General features: G+C 57.7%; 21 protein-coding genes. 7 read left to right on the forward strand and 14 right to left on the reverse strand.

Annotated elements, in window-relative coordinates:
- Window positions 1-816: an adenosylcobinamide-GDP ribazoletransferase gene (locus tag AB3Y40_RS10680; protein WP_369438769.1), complete on the forward strand. Its 816-nt coding sequence runs from the start codon at window positions 1-3 to the stop codon at window positions 814-816.
- Window positions 817-901: 85 nt separating this feature from the next.
- Here the strand turns inward: AB3Y40_RS10680 and AB3Y40_RS10685 are convergent, their stop codons facing one another.
- Window positions 902-1,648, reverse strand: coding sequence for an FG-GAP repeat domain-containing protein (locus AB3Y40_RS10685; RefSeq protein WP_369438770.1), 747 nt, complete (start codon window positions 1,646-1,648; stop codon window positions 902-904).
- Window positions 1,648-1,971 carry a 2Fe-2S iron-sulfur cluster-binding protein gene (locus AB3Y40_RS10690; RefSeq protein WP_369438771.1) on the reverse strand — a complete coding sequence of 108 codons (324 nt, stop codon included), beginning with the start codon at window positions 1,969-1,971 and terminating at the stop codon, window positions 1,648-1,650. Before AB3Y40_RS10690 ends, AB3Y40_RS10685 begins: the two co-directional genes overlap by 1 nt.
- Window positions 1,972-2,079: 108 nt before the next feature.
- Here AB3Y40_RS10690 and AB3Y40_RS10695 point away from each other — a divergent pair, with 108 nt between their 5' ends.
- On the forward strand, window positions 2,080-2,601 hold the full coding sequence (locus AB3Y40_RS10695; RefSeq protein WP_369438772.1) for a peptidoglycan-binding domain-containing protein: 522 nt from the start codon (window positions 2,080-2,082) through the stop codon (window positions 2,599-2,601).
- A gap of 10 nt (window positions 2,602-2,611) precedes the next feature.
- On the opposite strand, the gene AB3Y40_RS10700 is transcribed toward AB3Y40_RS10695, so the two are convergent.
- Together AB3Y40_RS10700 and AB3Y40_RS10705 are read right to left on the reverse strand one after the other, a co-directional pair.
- On the reverse strand, window positions 2,612-4,144 hold the full coding sequence (locus tag AB3Y40_RS10700) for a diguanylate cyclase (RefSeq protein WP_369438773.1): 1,533 nt from the start codon (window positions 4,142-4,144) through the stop codon (window positions 2,612-2,614).
- 137 nt (window positions 4,145-4,281) lie between these two features.
- Window positions 4,282-5,841 carry a Do family serine endopeptidase gene (locus AB3Y40_RS10705; protein ID WP_369439640.1) on the reverse strand — a complete coding sequence of 520 codons (1,560 nt, stop codon included), beginning with the start codon at window positions 5,839-5,841 and terminating at the stop codon, window positions 4,282-4,284.
- Between the two features lie 65 nt (window positions 5,842-5,906).
- Here AB3Y40_RS10705 and AB3Y40_RS10710 point away from each other — a divergent pair, with 65 nt between their 5' ends.
- On the forward strand, window positions 5,907-6,683 hold the full coding sequence (locus AB3Y40_RS10710) for a cyclic nucleotide-binding domain-containing protein (protein ID WP_369438774.1): 777 nt from the start codon (window positions 5,907-5,909) through the stop codon (window positions 6,681-6,683).
- Window positions 6,684-7,121: 438 nt separating this feature from the next.
- Here AB3Y40_RS10710 and AB3Y40_RS10715 read toward each other — a convergent pair whose 3' ends face one another.
- On the reverse strand, window positions 7,122-8,090 hold the full coding sequence (locus tag AB3Y40_RS10715) for an NAD(P)H-dependent flavin oxidoreductase (protein ID WP_369438775.1): 969 nt from the start codon (window positions 8,088-8,090) through the stop codon (window positions 7,122-7,124).
- 101 nt (window positions 8,091-8,191) lie between these two features.
- On the opposite strand from AB3Y40_RS10715, the gene AB3Y40_RS10720 reads away from it, so the two are divergent.
- Both AB3Y40_RS10720 and AB3Y40_RS10725 read left to right on the forward strand, forming a co-directional pair.
- Entirely contained in the window at window positions 8,192-9,070 is an 879-nt protein-coding gene (locus tag AB3Y40_RS10720; protein ID WP_369438776.1) for a LysR family transcriptional regulator, read from the forward strand.
- Between the two features lie 106 nt (window positions 9,071-9,176).
- A complete protein-coding gene (locus tag AB3Y40_RS10725) occupies window positions 9,177-9,668 on the forward strand; it encodes a cytochrome b (RefSeq protein WP_369438777.1) in 492 nt (163 codons plus the stop codon).
- Between the two features lie 365 nt (window positions 9,669-10,033).
- Here AB3Y40_RS10725 and AB3Y40_RS10730 read toward each other — a convergent pair whose 3' ends face one another.
- Entirely contained in the window at window positions 10,034-10,777 is a 744-nt protein-coding gene (locus AB3Y40_RS10730) for a YdhR family protein (RefSeq protein ID WP_369438778.1), read from the reverse strand.
- A gap of 90 nt (window positions 10,778-10,867) precedes the next feature.
- Between AB3Y40_RS10730 and AB3Y40_RS10735 the strand changes: the two genes are divergently transcribed.
- On the forward strand, window positions 10,868-11,290 hold the full coding sequence (locus AB3Y40_RS10735) for a winged helix-turn-helix transcriptional regulator (RefSeq protein WP_369438779.1): 423 nt from the start codon (window positions 10,868-10,870) through the stop codon (window positions 11,288-11,290).
- 94 nt (window positions 11,291-11,384) lie between these two features.
- Here the strand turns inward: AB3Y40_RS10735 and AB3Y40_RS10740 are convergent, their stop codons facing one another.
- From AB3Y40_RS10740 to gstA, 3 genes are read right to left on the reverse strand one after another with little or no spacing between them, the layout of a single operon-like run.
- A complete protein-coding gene (locus tag AB3Y40_RS10740; RefSeq protein WP_369438780.1) occupies window positions 11,385-11,606 on the reverse strand; it encodes a tautomerase family protein in 222 nt (73 codons plus the stop codon).
- A 3-nt stretch (window positions 11,607-11,609) separates the two neighbouring features.
- Window positions 11,610-11,990 (reverse strand): nuclear transport factor 2 family protein, encoded by a 381-nt coding sequence (locus AB3Y40_RS10745; protein WP_369438781.1) that lies wholly within the window; start codon window positions 11,988-11,990, stop codon window positions 11,610-11,612.
- Window positions 11,987-12,598 carry a glutathione transferase GstA gene (gene gstA, locus AB3Y40_RS10750; protein ID WP_369438782.1) on the reverse strand — a complete coding sequence of 204 codons (612 nt, stop codon included), beginning with the start codon at window positions 12,596-12,598 and terminating at the stop codon, window positions 11,987-11,989. Before gstA ends, AB3Y40_RS10745 begins: the two co-directional genes overlap by 4 nt.
- A 101-nt stretch (window positions 12,599-12,699) precedes the next feature.
- Between gstA and AB3Y40_RS10755 the strand changes: the two genes are divergently transcribed.
- Window positions 12,700-13,599, forward strand: a complete 900-nt coding sequence (locus AB3Y40_RS10755) for a LysR family transcriptional regulator (RefSeq protein ID WP_369438783.1) — start codon at window positions 12,700-12,702, stop codon at window positions 13,597-13,599.
- Window positions 13,600-14,299: 700 nt separating this feature from the next.
- On the opposite strand, the gene AB3Y40_RS10760 is transcribed toward AB3Y40_RS10755, so the two are convergent.
- The 5 genes from AB3Y40_RS10760 to AB3Y40_RS10780 all read right to left on the reverse strand — a co-directional run bounded on the left by AB3Y40_RS10760 (window position 14,300) and on the right by AB3Y40_RS10780 (window position 18,797).
- On the reverse strand, window positions 14,300-15,478 hold the full coding sequence (locus tag AB3Y40_RS10760) for a serine hydrolase domain-containing protein (protein WP_369438784.1): 1,179 nt from the start codon (window positions 15,476-15,478) through the stop codon (window positions 14,300-14,302).
- Window positions 15,475-16,602 carry a S41 family peptidase gene (locus AB3Y40_RS10765; RefSeq protein ID WP_369438785.1) on the reverse strand — a complete coding sequence of 376 codons (1,128 nt, stop codon included), beginning with the start codon at window positions 16,600-16,602 and terminating at the stop codon, window positions 15,475-15,477. Before AB3Y40_RS10765 ends, AB3Y40_RS10760 begins: the two co-directional genes overlap by 4 nt.
- Window positions 16,599-16,997, reverse strand: a complete 399-nt coding sequence (locus AB3Y40_RS10770) for a DUF4260 domain-containing protein (RefSeq protein ID WP_369438786.1) — start codon at window positions 16,995-16,997, stop codon at window positions 16,599-16,601. Before AB3Y40_RS10770 ends, AB3Y40_RS10765 begins: the two co-directional genes overlap by 4 nt.
- A gap of 109 nt (window positions 16,998-17,106) precedes the next feature.
- Window positions 17,107-17,646, reverse strand: a complete 540-nt coding sequence (locus tag AB3Y40_RS10775; RefSeq protein ID WP_369438787.1) for a hypothetical protein — start codon at window positions 17,644-17,646, stop codon at window positions 17,107-17,109.
- Between the two features lie 83 nt (window positions 17,647-17,729).
- Window positions 17,730-18,797: a helix-turn-helix domain-containing protein gene (locus tag AB3Y40_RS10780; protein ID WP_369438788.1), complete on the reverse strand. Its 1,068-nt coding sequence runs from the start codon at window positions 18,795-18,797 to the stop codon at window positions 17,730-17,732.
- Window positions 18,798-18,864: the final 67 nt, after the last annotated feature.

The following is an 18,864-nucleotide window of genomic DNA, read 5'->3' on the forward strand; positions in this document are numbered from 1 at the left end:
ATGTCTAACGATGCAGGGCAGGATGAAAAGCACGGATCAGGCAGGGTTATGGCGAATTCCGACACGTCACGCATGCAAGGCCATGATGTCGCAGCCGCACTGGGCTTGCTGACCCGGCTGCCGGTGCCGGTGGACGGCGCGCGGGCGGCGGCGCGCGGTGCGGCATCGGCCTGGGCCTATCCGCTGGCCGGTGTGGTTGTGGGGCTGATCGCAGGCGGTGTGGCGGTTGTGGGCGGCTGGCTGGGCTTGCCCGGCGGCTTGGTCGCGGGGCTGGTGTTGCTGGCGACGGTGATGGTCACGGGGGCCATGCATGAAGACGGGCTGGCCGATTGCGCAGACGGGTTCTGGGGCGGCTGGGACCCCGCGCGCCGGTTGGAGATCATGAAGGACAGTCGGATCGGAGCTTATGGCGTCATCGCGCTGGTGATCGGGATCGGGTTGCGATGGGTGGCTTTGACGGTGCTGTTGAATGCGGGTGTGGTCTGGGTGGCGGTGCTGGTCCCTGCGGTCGCCAGCCGGGCGGCGATGGTCTGGGTGATGACGGCGCTGCCGTTGGCGCGCCGCACTGGGCTAAGCCATGCGGTGGGGCGGCCATCGCCGCAGGCCGCGCGGGTGGCGGTTGGCGTGGCGGCATTGGTGGGCTTTGGCCTGACCGGGTGGAGTTTTGTGCTGTTGGCTGCCATCGCGGCCTTGGCGGTCTGGGGCAGCATGGCGCTGGCGCGGGCCAAGATCGGCGGGCAAACAGGTGATGTGCTGGGCGCCACGCAGCAAGTGGTCGAGATTGCGGTGCTGATGGCGCTGGTGGCGGCGGGGTAAACCCCGCCCTACCCCTTTGAGGCGGGCGGTGTGCAAAAGACGCGGTTTCGCGCTGCCGCGCGAGGATATTTTTGGCCAGAAGAAGCTAGGGACAGGTCAGGGCGGCAGCGAGGGACGGCGGGCCGGTGAAGGGGGCAATGGGCTGGCTGGTGATCTGGCTTTTGGTCAGCGTGGTTTCCATGATCTGCGTCCAATTGGCATTGGCGGTGATCAGGCGCGGGCCATCACCACAGTCCCGGAGACCGCCCTGGATGAAGTCCTGACCGATCTTGTGATTGGTCAGACCCTCGATGTTGGCAATTTCGCGGAAATCTCCATCGGCGTAGCGCCAGATGCGCAGCGTCTTGGCCAGATGCGGGCGGTCGATATAGGCGATCTCTATATCGCCGTCGCCATCCAGATCAGCGGCAGCAAATGGTGCAAGCCAGCGGTTGGTGCGTCCGATATGCGGGGTCGCGGCGATTTCGACAGGTCGGTTGTCCGCGTTCAGGCCCATGACCACAAGTGCGGCACCAAGGTCAACATGGCTGAGGATCACCACAACTTCGGGGGCGCCATCGCCGGTGATGTCCCACAGGCGCGGTTCCAGATCTTCGAACACGCGGTCTTCGGGCAGGTTGATTTCATAGGTCAGGCTGCGCTTGCCGTTAAAGAGGCTGCCCTCTTGCCCGACGGTGGCGCCCACCTCGATCCGCAGGGTGCCCCATTCGACCGCATCGCCAAGGATGCCGTGGGCATAGCGGGTTGTCGGCGCGGTAAATTCGGCCGACAGGATGGTGTCAGCGGCGACAGGCGTGGCCAGTGCCAGCAAGGTCGCCGCCAAGCGCCACATCAGATTTGCTTTTCCGGCATTTGCACCCGCAGGCCGTCCAGCGCGTCGGTGACCTTGAGCTGGCAGGTCAGGCGCGAACGAGTTGCATCGGGTTCGAACGCGAAGTCGAGCATGTCTTCCTCCATCGCGTCTTTGGCGGGCAGTTTTTCCACCCAGGTTGGATCCACGTAGACGTGGCAGGTGGAACAGGCGCAGGCGCCGCCGCAGTCGGCCTCGATCCCCGGAATGCCGTTATCGCGGGCGCCCTCCATCACGGTCAGCCCATTGGCCACATCGACCACATGTTCGGTGCCGCCAAATTCTACGTAGGTGATTTTTGCCATGCCTGCAGGTCCTTTCGGGTCAAGTTTTGCCATTTCTAGGCGAGGATGCGCCGTCCCGCCAGCGAGAATTGTTGTGTCGCAAGACAGGTTTGCGTTACCCATGCCGCAATGAATGTGAAACGGATTGTCATTTTGGCCGGTTTGGCCGTCGCGGGCTGTGCCCCTGCCCCGGCAACGGGGCCGGAAACCCCGGTCTCGGGCAGTCTGGTCATTGATCTGGGAGAGATCGAAACGCGGGCCGATGGGCGCTGTTTTGCACGCGCCGCAGGTCAGACGGAGACCCAGATCGTCACAGAACTGGTCGAGGTGCAGCCGGCGGTGAAAGACCGCAACGGCGTTGTGATCACCCCGGCCATTTTCCGCAATATCACTGGACCGCGCACGGTCGAGGTGGGGCAAGGCGCGCAGTTTGAGACGGTCTGCCCGCAGGTCTATACCCGCGACTTTGTCGCCACGTTGCAGCGCGCCTTGATCGTGCGCCGCGCCTATGATGGCGCGGTGACCGGGCTGATGGACAGCGACACATCTGCGGCTTTGCAGGCGTTCCAGAAGGCGATGGGCGTCGATAGCCCGCTGCTGGCCGTGGCTGTGGCGCGTGATTTGGGGATTGTGGCGGTGCCGCGCGGCTAGGGTCCTGACCCTAAACCGCCTTGATCCGGTCCACCTTCAATTTGGATGTGTCGACCACGCAGTTGCGGCCCTGATCCTTGGCCAGATAGAGCGCATCATCGGCGAGCTTCAGGATATCCTGAATTTGGGTGCCGTCATGCGGGAAGGACGCCACGCCGCAAGAGATTGTGACGGTTGGCAAGGTGCGACCGGCGTAAGGAATTGCGAGGTCTTGCACCCCCGCGCGCAGCCGTTCGGCAGCCGCCACCGTATCTGTGCGCGATGCCGCTGGCAGCAAAACCAAGAACTCTTCCCCGCCGAAGCGGCAGAGAACTTCATCCTTTGCAAACACCTCTGCCATGGCGTCTGCGATGGCGCGCAGCACCATGTCGCCCGCATCGTGGCCGTGGTTGTCGTTGAAAGATTTGAACTTGTCTGCGTCAAAGGAGATGACACCAAAGGTGCCGGATTTCCGGTCCTGTAATTTGACCGCGTTACGCATGGATTCCAGGAAGTGGCGGCGGTTGTAGAGGCCAGTCAGCGGGTCGCGGGTCGACTGATCCTGAAGCTCGTCCCGCAGTTTGACGTTGGCGATGGCGAGGCTGATCAGCTCACCACAATTGGCTGCAAATTCATGGGGATGCCGCACGCCTTTGCCGGGTTCCTGTACCGCCTGGAACTGGATATGGAGCAGTCCCACGGTATCGCCATGGGCCACGATGGGCACGCAGATATAGTCGCCGGTTGAAGGTGTGTCCTGTTCCTGCACATGCGGGCATTCGAACGAGATTTTCTGCGACGAGAGCGAGTAGTTGCGGCCCCGGCGCAGGGCCCAGCAGGCGTCAGCCTTGATATGGTCGTGAATGTCCGTGTCACCCCAGGCCGCCGCCCCATCCAGGACGTCGCGCGAGTTGGAATAGACATAAAGTTCGCCCCGGCTGTCGGGCAGCATCTGGCGCATGTATTCCTTGAGCACAACAAAAAGTTCGTCCAGCGATTTGCAGGTTTGCAGCCAGTCGCCCAGCTCTGCCAGCATCGCCGCCTCTTGTTGGCGGGCCTTTTCGCTGTCGAGTGCTTCGAGCACCTTGGCTTGCGCTTCTTCTGCGGCGCGCTTGGCTTCGTCCAGATCGGCGGATTCGCGGCGTTGGCGCGTGACATCGGTAAACGTCACAACATAGCCGCCGTCGGACATCGGACGCGCAGCCGTGGACACGATACGCCCAGAGCGCAAATGGCGGTCGAATTGAAACGGGGTTTTGCGCGAGAACCGTTCCTGCGTGTCATCGACGGCCTTTTGATCCAGTTCGCCGCGCATCACGGCACCGGCCAGAAACTCAGTACGGTGAATGCCGATTGTCAGGTCGGTGGGGCGCATTTCGAGCACGTCAAAGACCCGATCGGTGTACATCGCGCATGCGCCATCGGCGTCCCAGACAAGGACACCCTGTTCCATGCCGTCAGCGACCTGCCCCAAAAACTCTGGTGACATTGAGATGGCAGAGATACCAATGGGCGCTGCTGGCGCTGCGGATGTGCTGACGTCAGACCGATCTTGTTTTGGCATATTTCACCGCTCTTCCGCCCCCGCGCACAAAACTAGGGCAAGGCCCCTAACGATTGGTTTACGCAGGTCCAAATCGGGAAATATGCAAAAAGGCGGGCCAATCGGCCCGCCTTTTCCAAGTACAGCTTTTGCTGCGCTTATTCGCTTTCCGCTTCCAGTGACAACGCCACAAAGCGTGGGTCACCGCCGCGACGGACCAGCAATAGCAGCGATTTGCGGCCCGCGTCGCGCGCCTCTTCGATGCGGGCGTTGAAATCCTCGACCGTGGCGACAGCCTGCTGGCCTGCTTCGGTGATGACGTCACCTTCCAGCAGACCTTTGGAGGCCGCTTCACTGTCGGGGTTGATGGATGTAATCACCAGCCCTTCGGAGACCGACAAACTGAACTGATCGGTCAGCTCTTCGGTGATCTCGGACAGTGTCAGGCCCAGAATGTCGGCCTGTTCGGGCGCTTCTGGTGCCTCTTCGGAGGCAGGGAAGGCCACGGCTTCGTCCGTTTCGCGACGGCCAAGCACAACGGTCAGATCTTCGTTTGCACCGTCACGCAGTACCACCACGGGGACTTCTTTGCCCACGGGGCTGTTGCCAACCATGCGGACCAGATCACGGGTGTCAGGCACATCGTTGCCGTCAAAGGTCAGGATCACGTCGCCTGCGAGCATCCCGGCATCTTCTGCCGGACCCGGTGGCACATCGGTGATCAACGCGCCTTTGGCCATGTCGAGCCCATCAATGGCGTCCACCATGTCCGGGGTCACATCCTGGATGCGCACACCCAGCCAGCCGCGACGGGTTTCGCCAAATTCCTTGAGCTGATCGACCACATTGGTCACCACAGCCGAGGACATCGAGAAGCCGATCCCGATCGACCCGCCATTGGGCGACAGGATCGCAGTGTTCACGCCGATCACCTCGCCGTCCATGTTGAAGAGCGGCCCGCCAGAGTTGCCTCGGTTAATTGCGGCGTCCGTCTGGATATAATCGTCATAGGTGCCGGAAAGCGCCCTGTTGCGGGCCGAGACGATGCCTGCGGAGACAGAGAACCCCTGCCCCAGCGGGTTGCCCATGGCCATGACCCAGTCGCCTACGCGCGCGCCTTCGGCATCGCTGTCGCCAAATTCCACGAATTGCAGCGGCGTGTCATATTCGACCTTCAAAAGCGCGATATCGGTATTGGGATCGGTCCCGACCAGTTCCGCTGGCAGCAGCTCTGACGGTTGACCGTCGCCGGGGAAGAACTCGATCTCGATCTCGTCGGCGCCTTCGATGACGTGGTTGTTGGTGACGATAAAGCCGTCAGCCGAGATCACAAAGCCGGAGCCCAGCGCAGATGACCGGCGCGGCGCGCCACGTGGGCCGTTTTCCAGATCGTTGAAGAAATCTTCAAACGGGGACCCTTCGGGCACGATGCCGGACGGCCCGGTGCGGCCTGCGACTGTGGTTGAAGTGGTGATGTTCACCACCGCTGGGCTGACCTGCTCGGCCAGATCAGCAAATGTTGCGGGACGCTCTTGCGCGTAGGCGGGCATCGCCTGGCTGAGTGCCAACCCGGTGGCAATCGCAATTCCCGTGAACCACAGACGCAGACGCAGACGGCCTGCGGACTGATATTCAGATTGAAGTGTCAAAGTTTGAGATGTCACTGCAGTCTCCCTTACTTGCGCTTGGGCGGCGAGGTGCCGCACCTGTCTTTCCATCAACTATGTAGGGCGCAGGCATTGCAACGCAATTGCCAATCGCGCGCTGTCAAAGCCGCGTGAGCATGAAACCTGAGAAAATGTCGCAAAAGTGTTTGCAAGCGCTTGCAACTTTCGGTCCTCTGACGCCAAACGGCGAGGGACGTGTAGCGATGTGGGACTTTTTGACACCGGATGTGTTGGTGATCATTGCCGGGGGGCTTCATGCGCTGGGGTATCTGATCATCAATCAGATGATGCTGCGCCTGATGATTTTTGCCGGATCAATGGCCTATCTGGCCTATTACGCCACCGTCGCAGCGGAGCCGCTGTGGGGCGCGATTTACACCACGCTGATTATCACGGCGGCTAATGTGACGGGCATGATCGGGCTGATGTTGCGCAATGCCACCTTCGCGGTGCCGCGCGGGTTTGAGGACTTGTATCCCGATTTCCAGCCGCTGCTGCCCGGCGATTTCCGCAAGTTGATGCGGCTGGCCCGGCGGCGCGTGCTGGAGGAGGAAACCGTGCTGTCGCGGGAAGGATCAGCCCTGAACAGCATCTACTTTGTGGTGCATGGCATTCCGATTGTGACAAAGATGGGCACAAGTTTCCCGATGGCCGAACGCATTTTCGTGGGCGAAGTGGCGTACTTGACCGGCAAGGGGTCGGCGGCGACCACCACCCTGCCCGCCGGTTCAGAAGTGCTGGAGTGGGACATCGCAACCCTGAACGCCGCGGCAGCCCGCAAGCCGCACATCCGGCTGGCAATGGATGCCGTGATCAGCCGCGATCTGGCCCGCAAGGTGGCGCTGGCCGTGGCCCCGGCCGCGCAACAGATCGGGCGCGAACAGGCAGGGTAAGTGGGTGGTTTGAGGCCGGCGGAATTTTACGAGAACGAAAGGTGAGCCTCCGCCGTTTGAGATGGACAGCCCATATCGTTAAGGACGTGAAGGGCCTGATGTGGGGGTTGCCGATTGGACGTTGGTCGGCGCACACGCATGTCGCGTGACAGGGTTGCGCTGATAGGTCAGTCGCGTTGTCACCCCTTGGTTAAAGACAGCAGCAGTGCAGTTTCCAAAGCCGACAGCGTGCTGCTGTCCAGATGTCGCATTGCACTTGTTTGAAGGATGGCGGTTTCGAGTTCTCGTGCTCTGACACCGAATTTCCGCAATATGCTCTCGTGACTAGCTTGATTGCACATTCGGATACCGCGGCGAGCAATAGGTATTCACGTTGCTCAAACTTGAGCATCAATCTTTATTCTCGTTGGAAAGCTTAAGCGCGCCCTCCAATGTCCATTAATCCACGAAGCCAGCGGCGAGTTCGCAAACGATCTCTGCGGCGGGCTTTATGCTGTTGATTTGTCCAACTCCCTGACCTGCATAGAGACTGAGCTTGTCCGCCATGGCGGCATTGTCGATTTGACGAAGTCCACCACCCATGAAACGGAACAGGTTCCATCCACCACGGCCGACAATTGCCCGATGCGGGGTGCCATATCGCCAACCGTAAGAGTAACCGGACAAAAACTTAGGTGTGTCGGTGTCGGCATGGACGACTTTTTCCTTGTAGGCGTCGTGTGCGTCACATTCCTGTGAAGCAAGAAATGCAGTTCCACACCAAACCCCTTGGGCACCCAAACACCTTGCTGCGCGAACAGCCCGGGCATCGCTTATCGCCCCGGCTGCAATCACCGGTCGGCCTTTGGCAATATCCACAACAGCAGGCAATAGGGCCATCAAGCCCACCCTTCCCTGTGTGAGATGTCCTCCGCCCTCAATGCCCTGAGCTATTATGATATCCGCGCCGTCTGAAATCGCCTTTTTTGCGTCGGCAACGGTCCCGACTTGAACGATGGTGACGATACCCGCATCTCTTGCACGAGGAATGACGTCACGGAAATCCCCGTAGTACAATGAAACGACCTTTGGCTTTTCATCGAGCACCACTTTTAGACCCGCCTCGAAAAACTCAGGCCCGCCGTACTGCGGTACTAAATTCACTCCAAACGGCTTTTCCGTCAGCGCCCTCGTCTGCCTGATCCAACTCCTCAATGTTTCGGGCAGTACGCGCAGCGCGCCCAGATGTCCCAGGCCACCGGCCTTGCTGACGGCAGCGACAAGAGAAGGTCCACTGAGCCCGGCCATACCCGCCTGAAAGACCGGCACGGCAATTCCACACATGCCCGCCAGAGAGTTGGCGGGAGTTTCTGGAAAGGTCCCCCGATTGAACGCCGACTGGATATTCTTACTGCTTGGCTTCGGCATCTCTCACCTGAGTGTAACTTGGGTGAGCCGAGTAGACGGGCAACAGACAATCTAATAAAGTGAATTGATAAGAATATATCGTTTCGTAAATGAGAATACACATGGAACTAAAGAATCTCCGCACCTTCGCCGCAGTCGCAGATACTGGATCAGTTGCTGGCGCCTCAAGGGAACTTCATTGCGTCCAATCGAACGTGACCACGAGGATCAAATCCCTCGAAGGAGAGTTGGGGGTGGAACTGTTCAATCGCAGTCGATCAGGCATGGCGCTGACGGCCGCAGGAACGGCCTTCTTGCCCTATGCCCTTGATGTTTTGCGCGCCGAATTGCGCGCTCGGGCATCGGTGGCGGATTTTGGCAATTCAGTTAAATTCCTCCGGATAGGCAGCATGGAGAGCACCCTTGCAGTTCGCTTGCCGAAGATCATTGCAGCGTTTCGCGGGAAGCACCCCGACATGCGCCTTCAGATCTTTTCGGGCCCGACGGAAGACCTTCTTCACAAACTGGTGCAGGATCAGATTGATGTGGCCTTTGTCGGGGGGAAGTTCGCCCGGCCTGGATTGATGGGGCAGGCATTATTCGCTGAGGAAATGGTCATGATTTCCTCAGCCGAATTGAAAGAGCCGGACGGGCTTCGTTCGCTCCCCATTATCGTGTTCAAACAAGGGTGCTCGTATCGCGACTTTACCAGAAGGTGGATGCGCAAGTCAGGCCTGGCCCCGAACGACATCTTTGAGCTTGGGACGCTGGATGGGATACTTGGGTGTGTTGCATCCGGTGTGGGCATCAGTTGCCTACCGCGTTCGGTTATTGAAGGAAGCCAGTATAGAGAGCTTCTTACGATCCACACCTTGGAGGACTCGGAACGTTTCATCGACACCTACGCGATGCAGAACGCTGGCCAGATCCGGAACGGAGCTGTCGGGGAGTTCCTCAAATTCATCCTGCTGCCTGATGATCCAGCTGCAAACATGGCCTGATCAGTTGGCTTTACCTTCTCATTGTCAGAACGATGTGTGCGGATACTTCCGTCTATAGAAAATGAACTGACCTCGCTAACGTTTCTGAATGAGCGAGGTATGAACGATGAAGCTAAGAGACAGTGGGCTGCATTTCGGGTTTGTTTCCGTAGTTGGACACTGGGGAGGCGCGGCTATGCTCGCGGCTTTTCTCATAAGCGCCAGCGCCTCAGAACTCTCGGACGCAGAGCCTAGTTTCACGCAAAATGTGACGTTCTGGATATCCCTTCTTACGGCTCTGGTTTTTGCGTTCCGCCTGTATTGGAGAATTGTGAATTTCCACCCTGCGCCTCTTGGTGGCGCAAGCCCGGCTCAGGTGCTCGCCGGTCGCGGTGTCGCGCTGGGAATGTTGCTGGCAGGCGTCATTCTTCCGACCCTTTTTCTGGCCAAGGCGTTTGTGACACCAGGGAGTAGCTGGTGGCTTACGCCGCTGTTCTGGTTCGGAGTTGCCTGCTTTCTTTGCGGGCTTGCTCTCCACCTCTATGGCGCATTCACACACCACTTCGTTTTGAAAGATGACAGCCTAAAGAGGGTGATGGGGCACAAGGTCGATCTTTGAGAAAGAAACCGCTTTAGGCGGTGCAGATGTGACTTTTGGTGGGACCGGTGCCGTGGTTGGCCCCGCACCGATGCCTTCGTCGTTTGGAACCATCAGCACTGTCTTATTGCCTTCGGGCCGTTGGTAACGATCAATACTGGCACGGTACTTGTGACATGCGTCCTGTTGCTTCGTCGGCAACCTTCAAGCCGAGGTTCGCGTGCGTGGGCGGTAGCCTTTTCGGTCAAGCGATCTACGCAAAACGATTGACCCGACCAATTTGCGACTCTCTCATCGGTCAACTGCGTCCCAACAAATCGCCAGATTGGGAAAAGCCCATAGCGTTCGTCGCGCCCCTTGCCACAAGGGCGCGACGTCGTGTTCACCTACCGGTAGTATGGTGATTGCATCTGACGGCTCGCCGTTGCCGTTGTTGCGGCATCAAACACCCGTGTGTAAGGGGCGGCTCCCATGCTTGCCGCGACGCTCGGGAACTGGTTGATCGCGAAGTCGAGCGCTTGATCCATTGTATCGAATGCATCAAAGCCACCAAGCGTATGGGTAGACGCGCCGCTGAGCCAAACCTTGTTTTGGAGGCCTGGCACCTGTTTCAGCCTTTCATTGCGCGTGCGCCAGTCAAAGCTTTCAAAGGGCTGCGAGAGTTGCAATTCAGTGTAGACAAATGCACCCGGCGTGCGTTCTGGGGTTGCGCCATAGTGTACAGCCCCAAGATCCTCGCTGGCCTCTTTCACAACTTGTGCATCAAACACGCGGGTGTTGTGGGCTACGCCAAAGGTGCGCGGCTCTGTTGGGAAGTATTCGGTCACGAACTTGGTGGCATTCTCTTGGCTATCGAAACCATAAAAACCACCGAGCGAGCCGGTTCCGTGACCGTGAAGCCAGGTTTTGTTCAAGAATCCAGGCTGTTTCTTGATGTCTTCATTGATGCTTGGCCATGGGGCGTCGTCGAAGGGCACTGAAATGGCGACTTCTGTGTAAACGAAGGCTTGTGGTGTCACTGGGTTTTCCTTTGCGTGAATGAGTTTCGGTGCGAGCGCCGCACCGGTGGTTGCGATCAGCATCTCACGACGTGTGAGCCGTGATGTGCCGTTTGGATTGTGTGTTGTCATTTGCGACTCCTATCAACTTGCATTTTGCAAGTTGATAGCTTTGTCCGATATGTAATTGCAAAACGCAAGTTGAAAAGTTAAACGAACGACATGAGTACCAAACCAAAGCGCCCCCTGTCCGGATGTCCGATCGACTACGCCCTCAGCGTGTTCGGGGATCGATGGTCATTGCTCATTATCCGTGACATCGCGATCAAAGGTGCAAAGACCTACGCTGAGTTACTTGAGGGGTGGGAGGGCATTTCCACGAACATTCTTGCGCAGAGAATGAAGCATCTCGAGGAAAAGGGGATCGTTGAAAAGCACAAGAACCCCGCCAATTGGCGAAGCTCTATCTATGAGCTTACGCCAAAAGGCCGGGCACTTGCACCGCTACTCGCGGAGTTGGTTCTTTGGGGGGGCACATATAACGACGCGGGTGAACCAATGCGGGACACCTATGACGCAGTCCAATCTGACCGCGCCGAATTCGAGCGCGCGATACGTGAAACGCAACGACCCGCAGGCAGATAGCAACCAGCGATTTGGCGGCGCGCGAAACGCGCCGCCAGCTGCAACGGCCTGAGTGACCGGACGGGCGATACCCAACCTTTCAGTCAGCCGGTCTTCAAAGCGCCTGTTTCCTGTATTCTGTAACCGGCAGACCGCCGATCCCCCAGCTTTCCAGCTTGACCTCGTCAATGACCACGACCGTGGTTGCCGGGTTCTTTCCCAGAACATCAGACAAAAGCTTGGTCACGCCGGAAATCAGCTGCGCCTTTTCACCGTCGCTTGGACCATTTCCGTTCGGCCCGCCCTCTTGAGTCACCTTGATGTTGACATAAGGCATCGGTCATTCCTTTCGTGGGATGTAGGTGAAGACTTTCGTCACAATTCGCCATTCGCTGCCCTCGCGGACAAGAGTAAGAAAGTCGAGGTAGTCACGACCCATCATACTCATTCGGGCCGTGACGCGTGCGATGCGCTCTGACCCAAATGCAATTTCAAGAATGGCCTCATCACGGGGATCACCACGCTCAGAGGGTGGCGTACGCCCATCAACACGGGACATATAAGTCTCTAGATCGAGGCAGAGCTCATCCCCGTCGGTCGCGCAAAAATAGGCGAGCTTCGAGTGGAAAACCTTGCGCAACATATCGCTGTTCGCGTGATGCAGGCCATCGAAGTAGAGTTCGACCAACGACACAACCTGTTTGTGATCTTGAGGTGTCATTCGATCAACCCTTCGGCGCGCATAGCCTTCTGAGATGCGGGACGTGCAACGCCGCGCTTGATGTAGGCTGCAATGCTCGGCCACGGTGTGAGGTCAATTTCCGTGAAGTTGGCCCAGTTGGCGACAACGAAAAGATAGGCGTCCGCCACCGAGAACGTGTCATCAACGAGCCAGGTGCGCCCGTCCGCGAGTTGTGGTTCCAAAAGATCGAACCGTTTGGCGACAGCCTTACGGGCGTCTTCTTTGCCTTGCTCCGTGGTGCTGGAATTGAAGAGGGGTGAGAACGCCTTGTGCAGTTCAGCAGCGGTCCAGTTGAGATGTTCCTGTACACGGGTGCGCGACATCGTTCCTGCAGCAGGGGCGAGATTGGCGCTTGGGTTTGTGTCGGCAATGTACTGAAGGACGGCTGCCCCCTCGGTGAGCAGGTCATCATTATCCAATTTCAACGTTGGCACATAGCCCTTCGGGTTGATGTCCAGATAGGCATCGCCCGATTCAGTGCGCGCTGCGTCCGTGTCGACGGATTCAATCTCGAAGGTTGCACCGACTTCGATCAAGGCGATGTGGCTGGCAAGCGAGCAGGCACCGGGTTTGTAGTAGAGTTTCATCTCAGTCTCCAATGTTTGGTTAGACCTCGAAGATAAGTTGCAACTTGATCGAAAGATAATATCATTAAATGTATAAAACGATCTATTAAACGGATTGAGAAATGAAGCTTGAACAACTGGTAGCCCTCGACGCTATCGTCTCTACCGGGACGTTTCGCGGAGCGGCTGAGCAGTTAAACAAGTCCCAAAGCGCCATCAGCAATGCTATCCGGCTCTTGGAAGAAGAACTTGATATTCAGATGTTTAGCCGCGCCGCATATCGGCCATCGCTGACACCAGAGGGCGATGTCTATTATCGTCAAGCATTGCGGGTTCTACAGCAGATGCGCGAACTCAAAAGGACGGCAGGTCGGTTGAGTGCCCATGAAGAAGCAGAGCTGCGCTTGGCGGTCAGTAGTACGCTGCCACTACATCCAATTCTGGCCGCGCTGAAGGACATTGGTCAAGTTTACCCGGCAACTCATATACGGCTTGCCACCGAGAGCATGGGGGGCCCGGTTGCCCGACTGATGGAAGGACAAGCAGACATTGCGATCGCCAGCTTGGCGGATGTCGCGCTCGACAAAGTGGATACGCATCCCGTGGCCGAAGTCACAATTCGACCACTCGCTACGCCTGATTTTGCTGCCGAGCTTGGAACCCAAGCAATGACGCCTGCTTCCTTGCAAGGCCGGGTGCAGGTCGTGGTTGCCGGTACAGGTGGACAACAATTTGACCAGAGTCGCGACCTGTTGGCAGGTGGCAATAAATGGACCGTCTCGGATTTCGCATCCAAGAAGGAGGTCATTCTGTCTGGTTTGGGATGGGGCGGCCTGCCTGACCATCTGACGGTTGACGAGAGAAAGACAGGCAGGCTTGTCCCGTTATCGGTGAACAGCTTCCCACCACGTCATACTGTTCTTCATGCCATTCGGCGCAAAGATGTTGTTTCCGGCATCGTTGCCAATACGCTTTGGGACAAGTTGACTGGCCTCGATTCCACATCTGATGCACAGGTCTGACGCCCGCACTTGTCTCTACCCGGACAATGCTCAAGGCGGTGATCTCTACATGCATCAATCAGACGCCAACCGAGGCAAAAGGTGACAGGTTGCACGTAAGCTTCACGGTAAACGTCAAGCGCGAACAACGTCAGAAAGGCAGCCGGGTTCGGGTATCCGAAAAGTGGACAATCATCGTCAGAAAGGACGGCATTACGCCGGTCGGGGTCCGATGTGATCGTAGGCCGCGCAGACGTAAGTGACCACCCAACGAGGTTCTTCATCGCCCAGATGAGCGATTTACGCTGATATTTTCAGAAGTACAGCGAAGCATTGGAATCGCATGACGAATGGCCGTGGAAGATTTTTCAGCCTCGATTTTCTAGGGATAAAATCACCTAAAAGATGTTACTGACGGGCGCGTCGGTGGCAGTCCACAGGCGCAGGTGCTCGCCGGGACGTCGGAGGCGTGACACGCGTCACAAGTGCGAGCAAACCGGGAAGACTGATTAAGATCGCAATCAAGAGTTTCTTGGCGTTTCTTTAGAAAACGACACGATCATATCTCAAATTCTAAACGATTTTCCGCATGAGGCTTTGAAACGACCTGTCATGGGCAGGCACGGCACGCAGGCGCGGAGGTGGCACATTGCTGGCGCGGGCAGACCGCCACAAATGTGCGATGCGGCAAGCATTCGCTTTGCAGCAGAACCTGGCATCACTATTCACGACCCAAAGAACGCGCGACGACATCTGCGATGTCGACAACCGGAGCGTCAGTTCCGCTTGCGAGAACGGCAATGGAAAGATCTTGTGTCGGATAGACCCTCACTACGGCCGCAAAACCCGGACCGCCGCCGCGATGTTGCAACCATTGTGCCGCCGCATCACGTTCGAACCAACCTAGGGAAAAATCCTGTGGATCCGGTGCAACCATCAGCTGCACAGTGTCGTCACTTTGGAGAACCGGGCCTTTTGCCATTGTGACGGCACCCAAACGGGCGGCGTCTCGTGCGGATGCAATCAGACCTGTTGGCGGGGTCGCTTTGATGTAGACGCGGTTCAGCCACCAAATCCGACCGTCCCTTTTCCTGACCAGATCGTTGAGATCGGCGAAAAAGGGAAGCACCGGTGTGAAGACATGCACCAATGGGTGCGACCCGAGCGCTTCGTTTGCGGGTTGCGGTGCGCTAAAGACAAAGCTGCTGGACGCCATTCCTGCGGGTTGCAACACGCGCTGCAATACCGGGTCTTCATAGGCCTGCCCGGTCCGGGCCTCGATAATCGCGCCGAGCAGCATGTATCCAAGGTTGCTGTAGCTGCGGTCGGAACCGGGTTGGAATCCAAGATCGCGATAGGCAGGCAAATTTTGGCGCAGAAACTCCGTTTGGCTTGGCAGATACTCGTCATACTGCAGCCACCCAAACACCGCCGGCACTGTGTCTTGAAGACCCGAAGTGTGGCGCAAAAGATCACGGGTTGTTATGCGGTTTTCCGCGGCTTCGTCCAAATCCAGCCAGGGCAGAATTTCCGCAACCGGCTGGTCGAGATCAAGTTCCTGATCCTCGGCCAGCGTCAAGATCGTCAGCGCTGTCGCGAGTTTGGTAACAGACCAAATGTGATATCGTGTCTGCGGCCTCGCCTTTTGATCCTTGAATGGATCTGCTGTTCCTGACGCCACTTCCCATACAACTTCGCCGTTCTGAATAACTGCGAACGATATCGCAGTGGCGGCTTGCGCTGATACGATGCTGTCGAGCCACGGTTTGAGGTCATCGCGATCAACCGGTGCTGTGGGTGCCGCAGGATGGGGGACCATCATCATCCACACAGCGAGCATGACAGAGGCGAGCAGACCAATCACCCATTTCACCCATCGCTTATGCGCCACATGTTTCATAACTTCCCCTCAAATTTCCGCATCTCGGAAAGGAAGGACAAGGCTACGGATTGGGCGTCTTGGTCAGTCGCGTTTAGGTCCGGCACTAAACCCGCGCCTTCAATCCGACCGCTGCCATGGCTTACATAGTCGGCTATGGGCAAGGACAGGGTAAAATGATCTCCGACATCGAAGGGTTGTTGAATCAGCAGAGCGCCTGCACTGGTCTCACCGATCAGCGCGGCACCGCGCGCGGTTCGCAGAACCTCGGCGACGAGTTCAGAGGCGCTTTGTGTTTGACCATTGATTAAGAACGCGATTGGACCCTGATACATCGGCCGCATGGGCAAGAAATGGACGCGTGTGACGGCATGGGACGCAAGGTGGTTCCAGAGACCAACGACAGTTGTTCCGTGCCAGGGCTCTAGCGCATCGATCTCTGGGCGTTCTGGCATCAAGGTACCTTCCCGAGGCCACCCCCGCCCCAATAGAACACCGGCATCGACACCATCTGCGATGCAGTGGCCAACGAGGTGGCGCATTGCAAATGCCCCGCCGGGGTTATCACGCAGATCAATGATCAGGCCCCTCGCATCCGCTGCCACAATGTCCTCGAACGCTGCGGTGATGCGCGGGCCGGTGTCCTGGCCCATGAAGGTTCGGACAGAAAGGCAGGCAATCCCATGGTCCCATGCCAAGGCTACGGCCTCGGGACCGACTTGCATGGCATCGAAATGTCGGCCCATCTCTGCTGCTTTGCGGCGTTGGACAGACAAAGCGACATGAGACAGGCCAATGCGGCTGAATATGCGTGCGAAATCGCGGCAAAGGTCTTCGGGGCCTTGTATGGCTTCGGCTATTTCCATCAGCTCAGCGAACAACGCCTGCGCTTGGCGCGATGTCACCCATGCGGGGTCGAAGAAGTTCCGTTCGAAGATGTCGGCAACTATTGTGACGGATCGGCGGTAATCGTTCGGGCTTGCCGCACCGGGGCCGGAGGTCATGGCCAAGCCTGTCGCGCAGAGCGCCCCAATAAATGACCGGCGGTCCATCGAACAGGGCGGAATGGACGTGAGGGGCACGTTCGGAACACCCGAAGGCGAACCTTTGAACACATGACCCAGTGCTTCAGCGATGGTATTCATTGCAGCACCGGCAACGCGAGGTGCGTTGTCCTGAAGCCCGATCTGTGTTTGAGGCCATATCCGAACGCACGGTCAAGGCCGATATGGGCGATCCAGATCGTTACCAGCGCGATCACCTCTGACCAGCCAACGAGCCCGCTGATCGTCCCGACCGCGGCGGGGCCGATGTAACTGTGCATCGCATTATAGGTAATCGCGCCGACGCGATTGCCGAAAGCGTAACCGACCATCGCCAGGTCAGGCGCAAGGAAAAAGATCGCGAATAGCGTCCAGCTTTGTCCCAAACTGGCATAGGCAACGATGGAAGCAAGCCCAATCGCGAGGCCCTCCGATCGCAGCAGGGGAATCAATTGATAAGTCGTGGGTCGTTTCGGGTTAGTCGTTTCGGAATCCATTGGATCAGTCCATTTTTTTGATTGGTGCCGAGATACGGGCAAGGTGAAACACCAGAACCGAACAGGTCGTATTCCGCCCTGCGCATCAGCTGCACACGAATTTCTCGGCCTAAGGAAGCGTTGTTGGCAGGCTGTCGCATTCCACGTCTGTTTTGTGCGCACCAAGGACATCGGCAAACAGGCTGCGGCCCGGGTTGATGACAAAGCTTGTGTCTGGCGATAGGCCCTGCGCCAGGTACAAGTCTGCCGCGTGATCTGTGGCATCGGATGAAACGCGCACCATGTCGCTGACCAAATCCTGCCCTGCGAGCAGGTCGCCCATCACTTCCGGGTTTGTGACAACAATTCGGATCGGTCCTGCGCGCCCCACATCGACATCTTCGCCAGCGAAGTCGCCAGCGACAATGCGGACAGGCATCGTGTGACAGGCGCCGTTGATGCGAAACGCTGCGGTGCCTTGACCGGCAAACCCGCGCAACATCAGAAGGTTCCCTTTCTTGGGGTTCGGGATACTGATGACGGCGATGTCCCGTCCCGCAACGATGGCCGTTTCAGCCTTTGCAACATCGGTTACTGCGACGGTGGCCAATACCACGCTGGCCGCCAACCCAATGGTCGTCAGATGATCTTTGAGCATTTTTGGTTTCATGACATTTCCTTTCACGGTTGCTGTCCCACGCATGTGGGCTCTGGAACCTAGAAAGGTGAAAAGCAGAATATCTGCGCCCGAATTTACGTTTCCGAACGTTTGAAATCGCGATTGCGAACGTGGTAGTTGCCACTTTCCTGGCGTTTATAGTCAGACGGAGTTTGGCCGGTCAGGCGTCGAAACTCTGTGTTGAAACTGGATTTGCTCTGGAAGCCGGCTTCTAACATAATGTCGGTCACAGGCAGATCAGTGGTTGTTAACAGCATCGCGGCATGGCGCACGCGAAAGCCATTGATATAACGCGATATATTCTCTCCGTGAATGCGATTAACCGCTTTTGAAACGCTCCGGGCTGGGCAGTGAATCCGCCGCCCCAGCCGCGCGAGCGTCAGGTCAGGGTCCGTAAACATTTGCTGTTCTGCCATCAGTTGATCAAGCTTGCGCAACAGGTCCTGATCCTCTTCCAGAGGTGTGTCGGCCGCAGGATCGCATGAAGCCTGCCGTGTCTGGCCCCCGAGGACCAGTGGCACACCAATAAGGGCGCTTAGCAGGATGACCGTAACAACGACGCCAGATACGCCCGTCAGGAGCTGGATAATCCCTGTATTGCCTGCAGAAAGCACCGCAACAAAGATCAAATCGGCCGCAACGATCAGGGCGATGAAGAGGAGCGCAAAGAGCAGCGCAACTCTGGTCATGCGATATTTGTTTGGTGCAACCTGAACAAACACTTCCGGCGATTGGAACAGCATCCTTGCCAGCAAAATGGCACAGATGGCGTTGGTGCCGATCACGACCAAATCAGCGGACCATGCCGTTTGTAACAAGAGCGCAAGCTGCCCTGCGATCAGACCAAAGGCTGTTATCACAAGGTTCTGTCCAGTCGGAGACCCGGTTGTAGATGCAAGTGATTGAAAGCCAAGCCATAGCGTTGGGGCGATCAGTATCGCAATATGAGGCTGTATTGGGCTCAGCGCTTCGATCCCATATACGGATCGTAAACCCACAAAGACGGTGACCACTGCAACGAGGCTAAGTGCTAGGCCAAACAGAAGGCGCGCTGCAACGGGTAGTCGCGGTCGGCTCACAACCGCTGCTGCGATGAAGACCGCAAGAATTGAAATGAGCCAAGACGTGGGAACCGTGCTCACCGTGGTACTCCTCAAATCACATTCTCAAGCGCAATGGCTTTGTTGCCCCGCAATGTTTCGGACGCTG

The organism is Yoonia sp. R2331 (genome assembly GCF_041103235.1).
GTDB lineage: Bacteria > Pseudomonadota > Alphaproteobacteria > Rhodobacterales > Rhodobacteraceae > CANMYO01.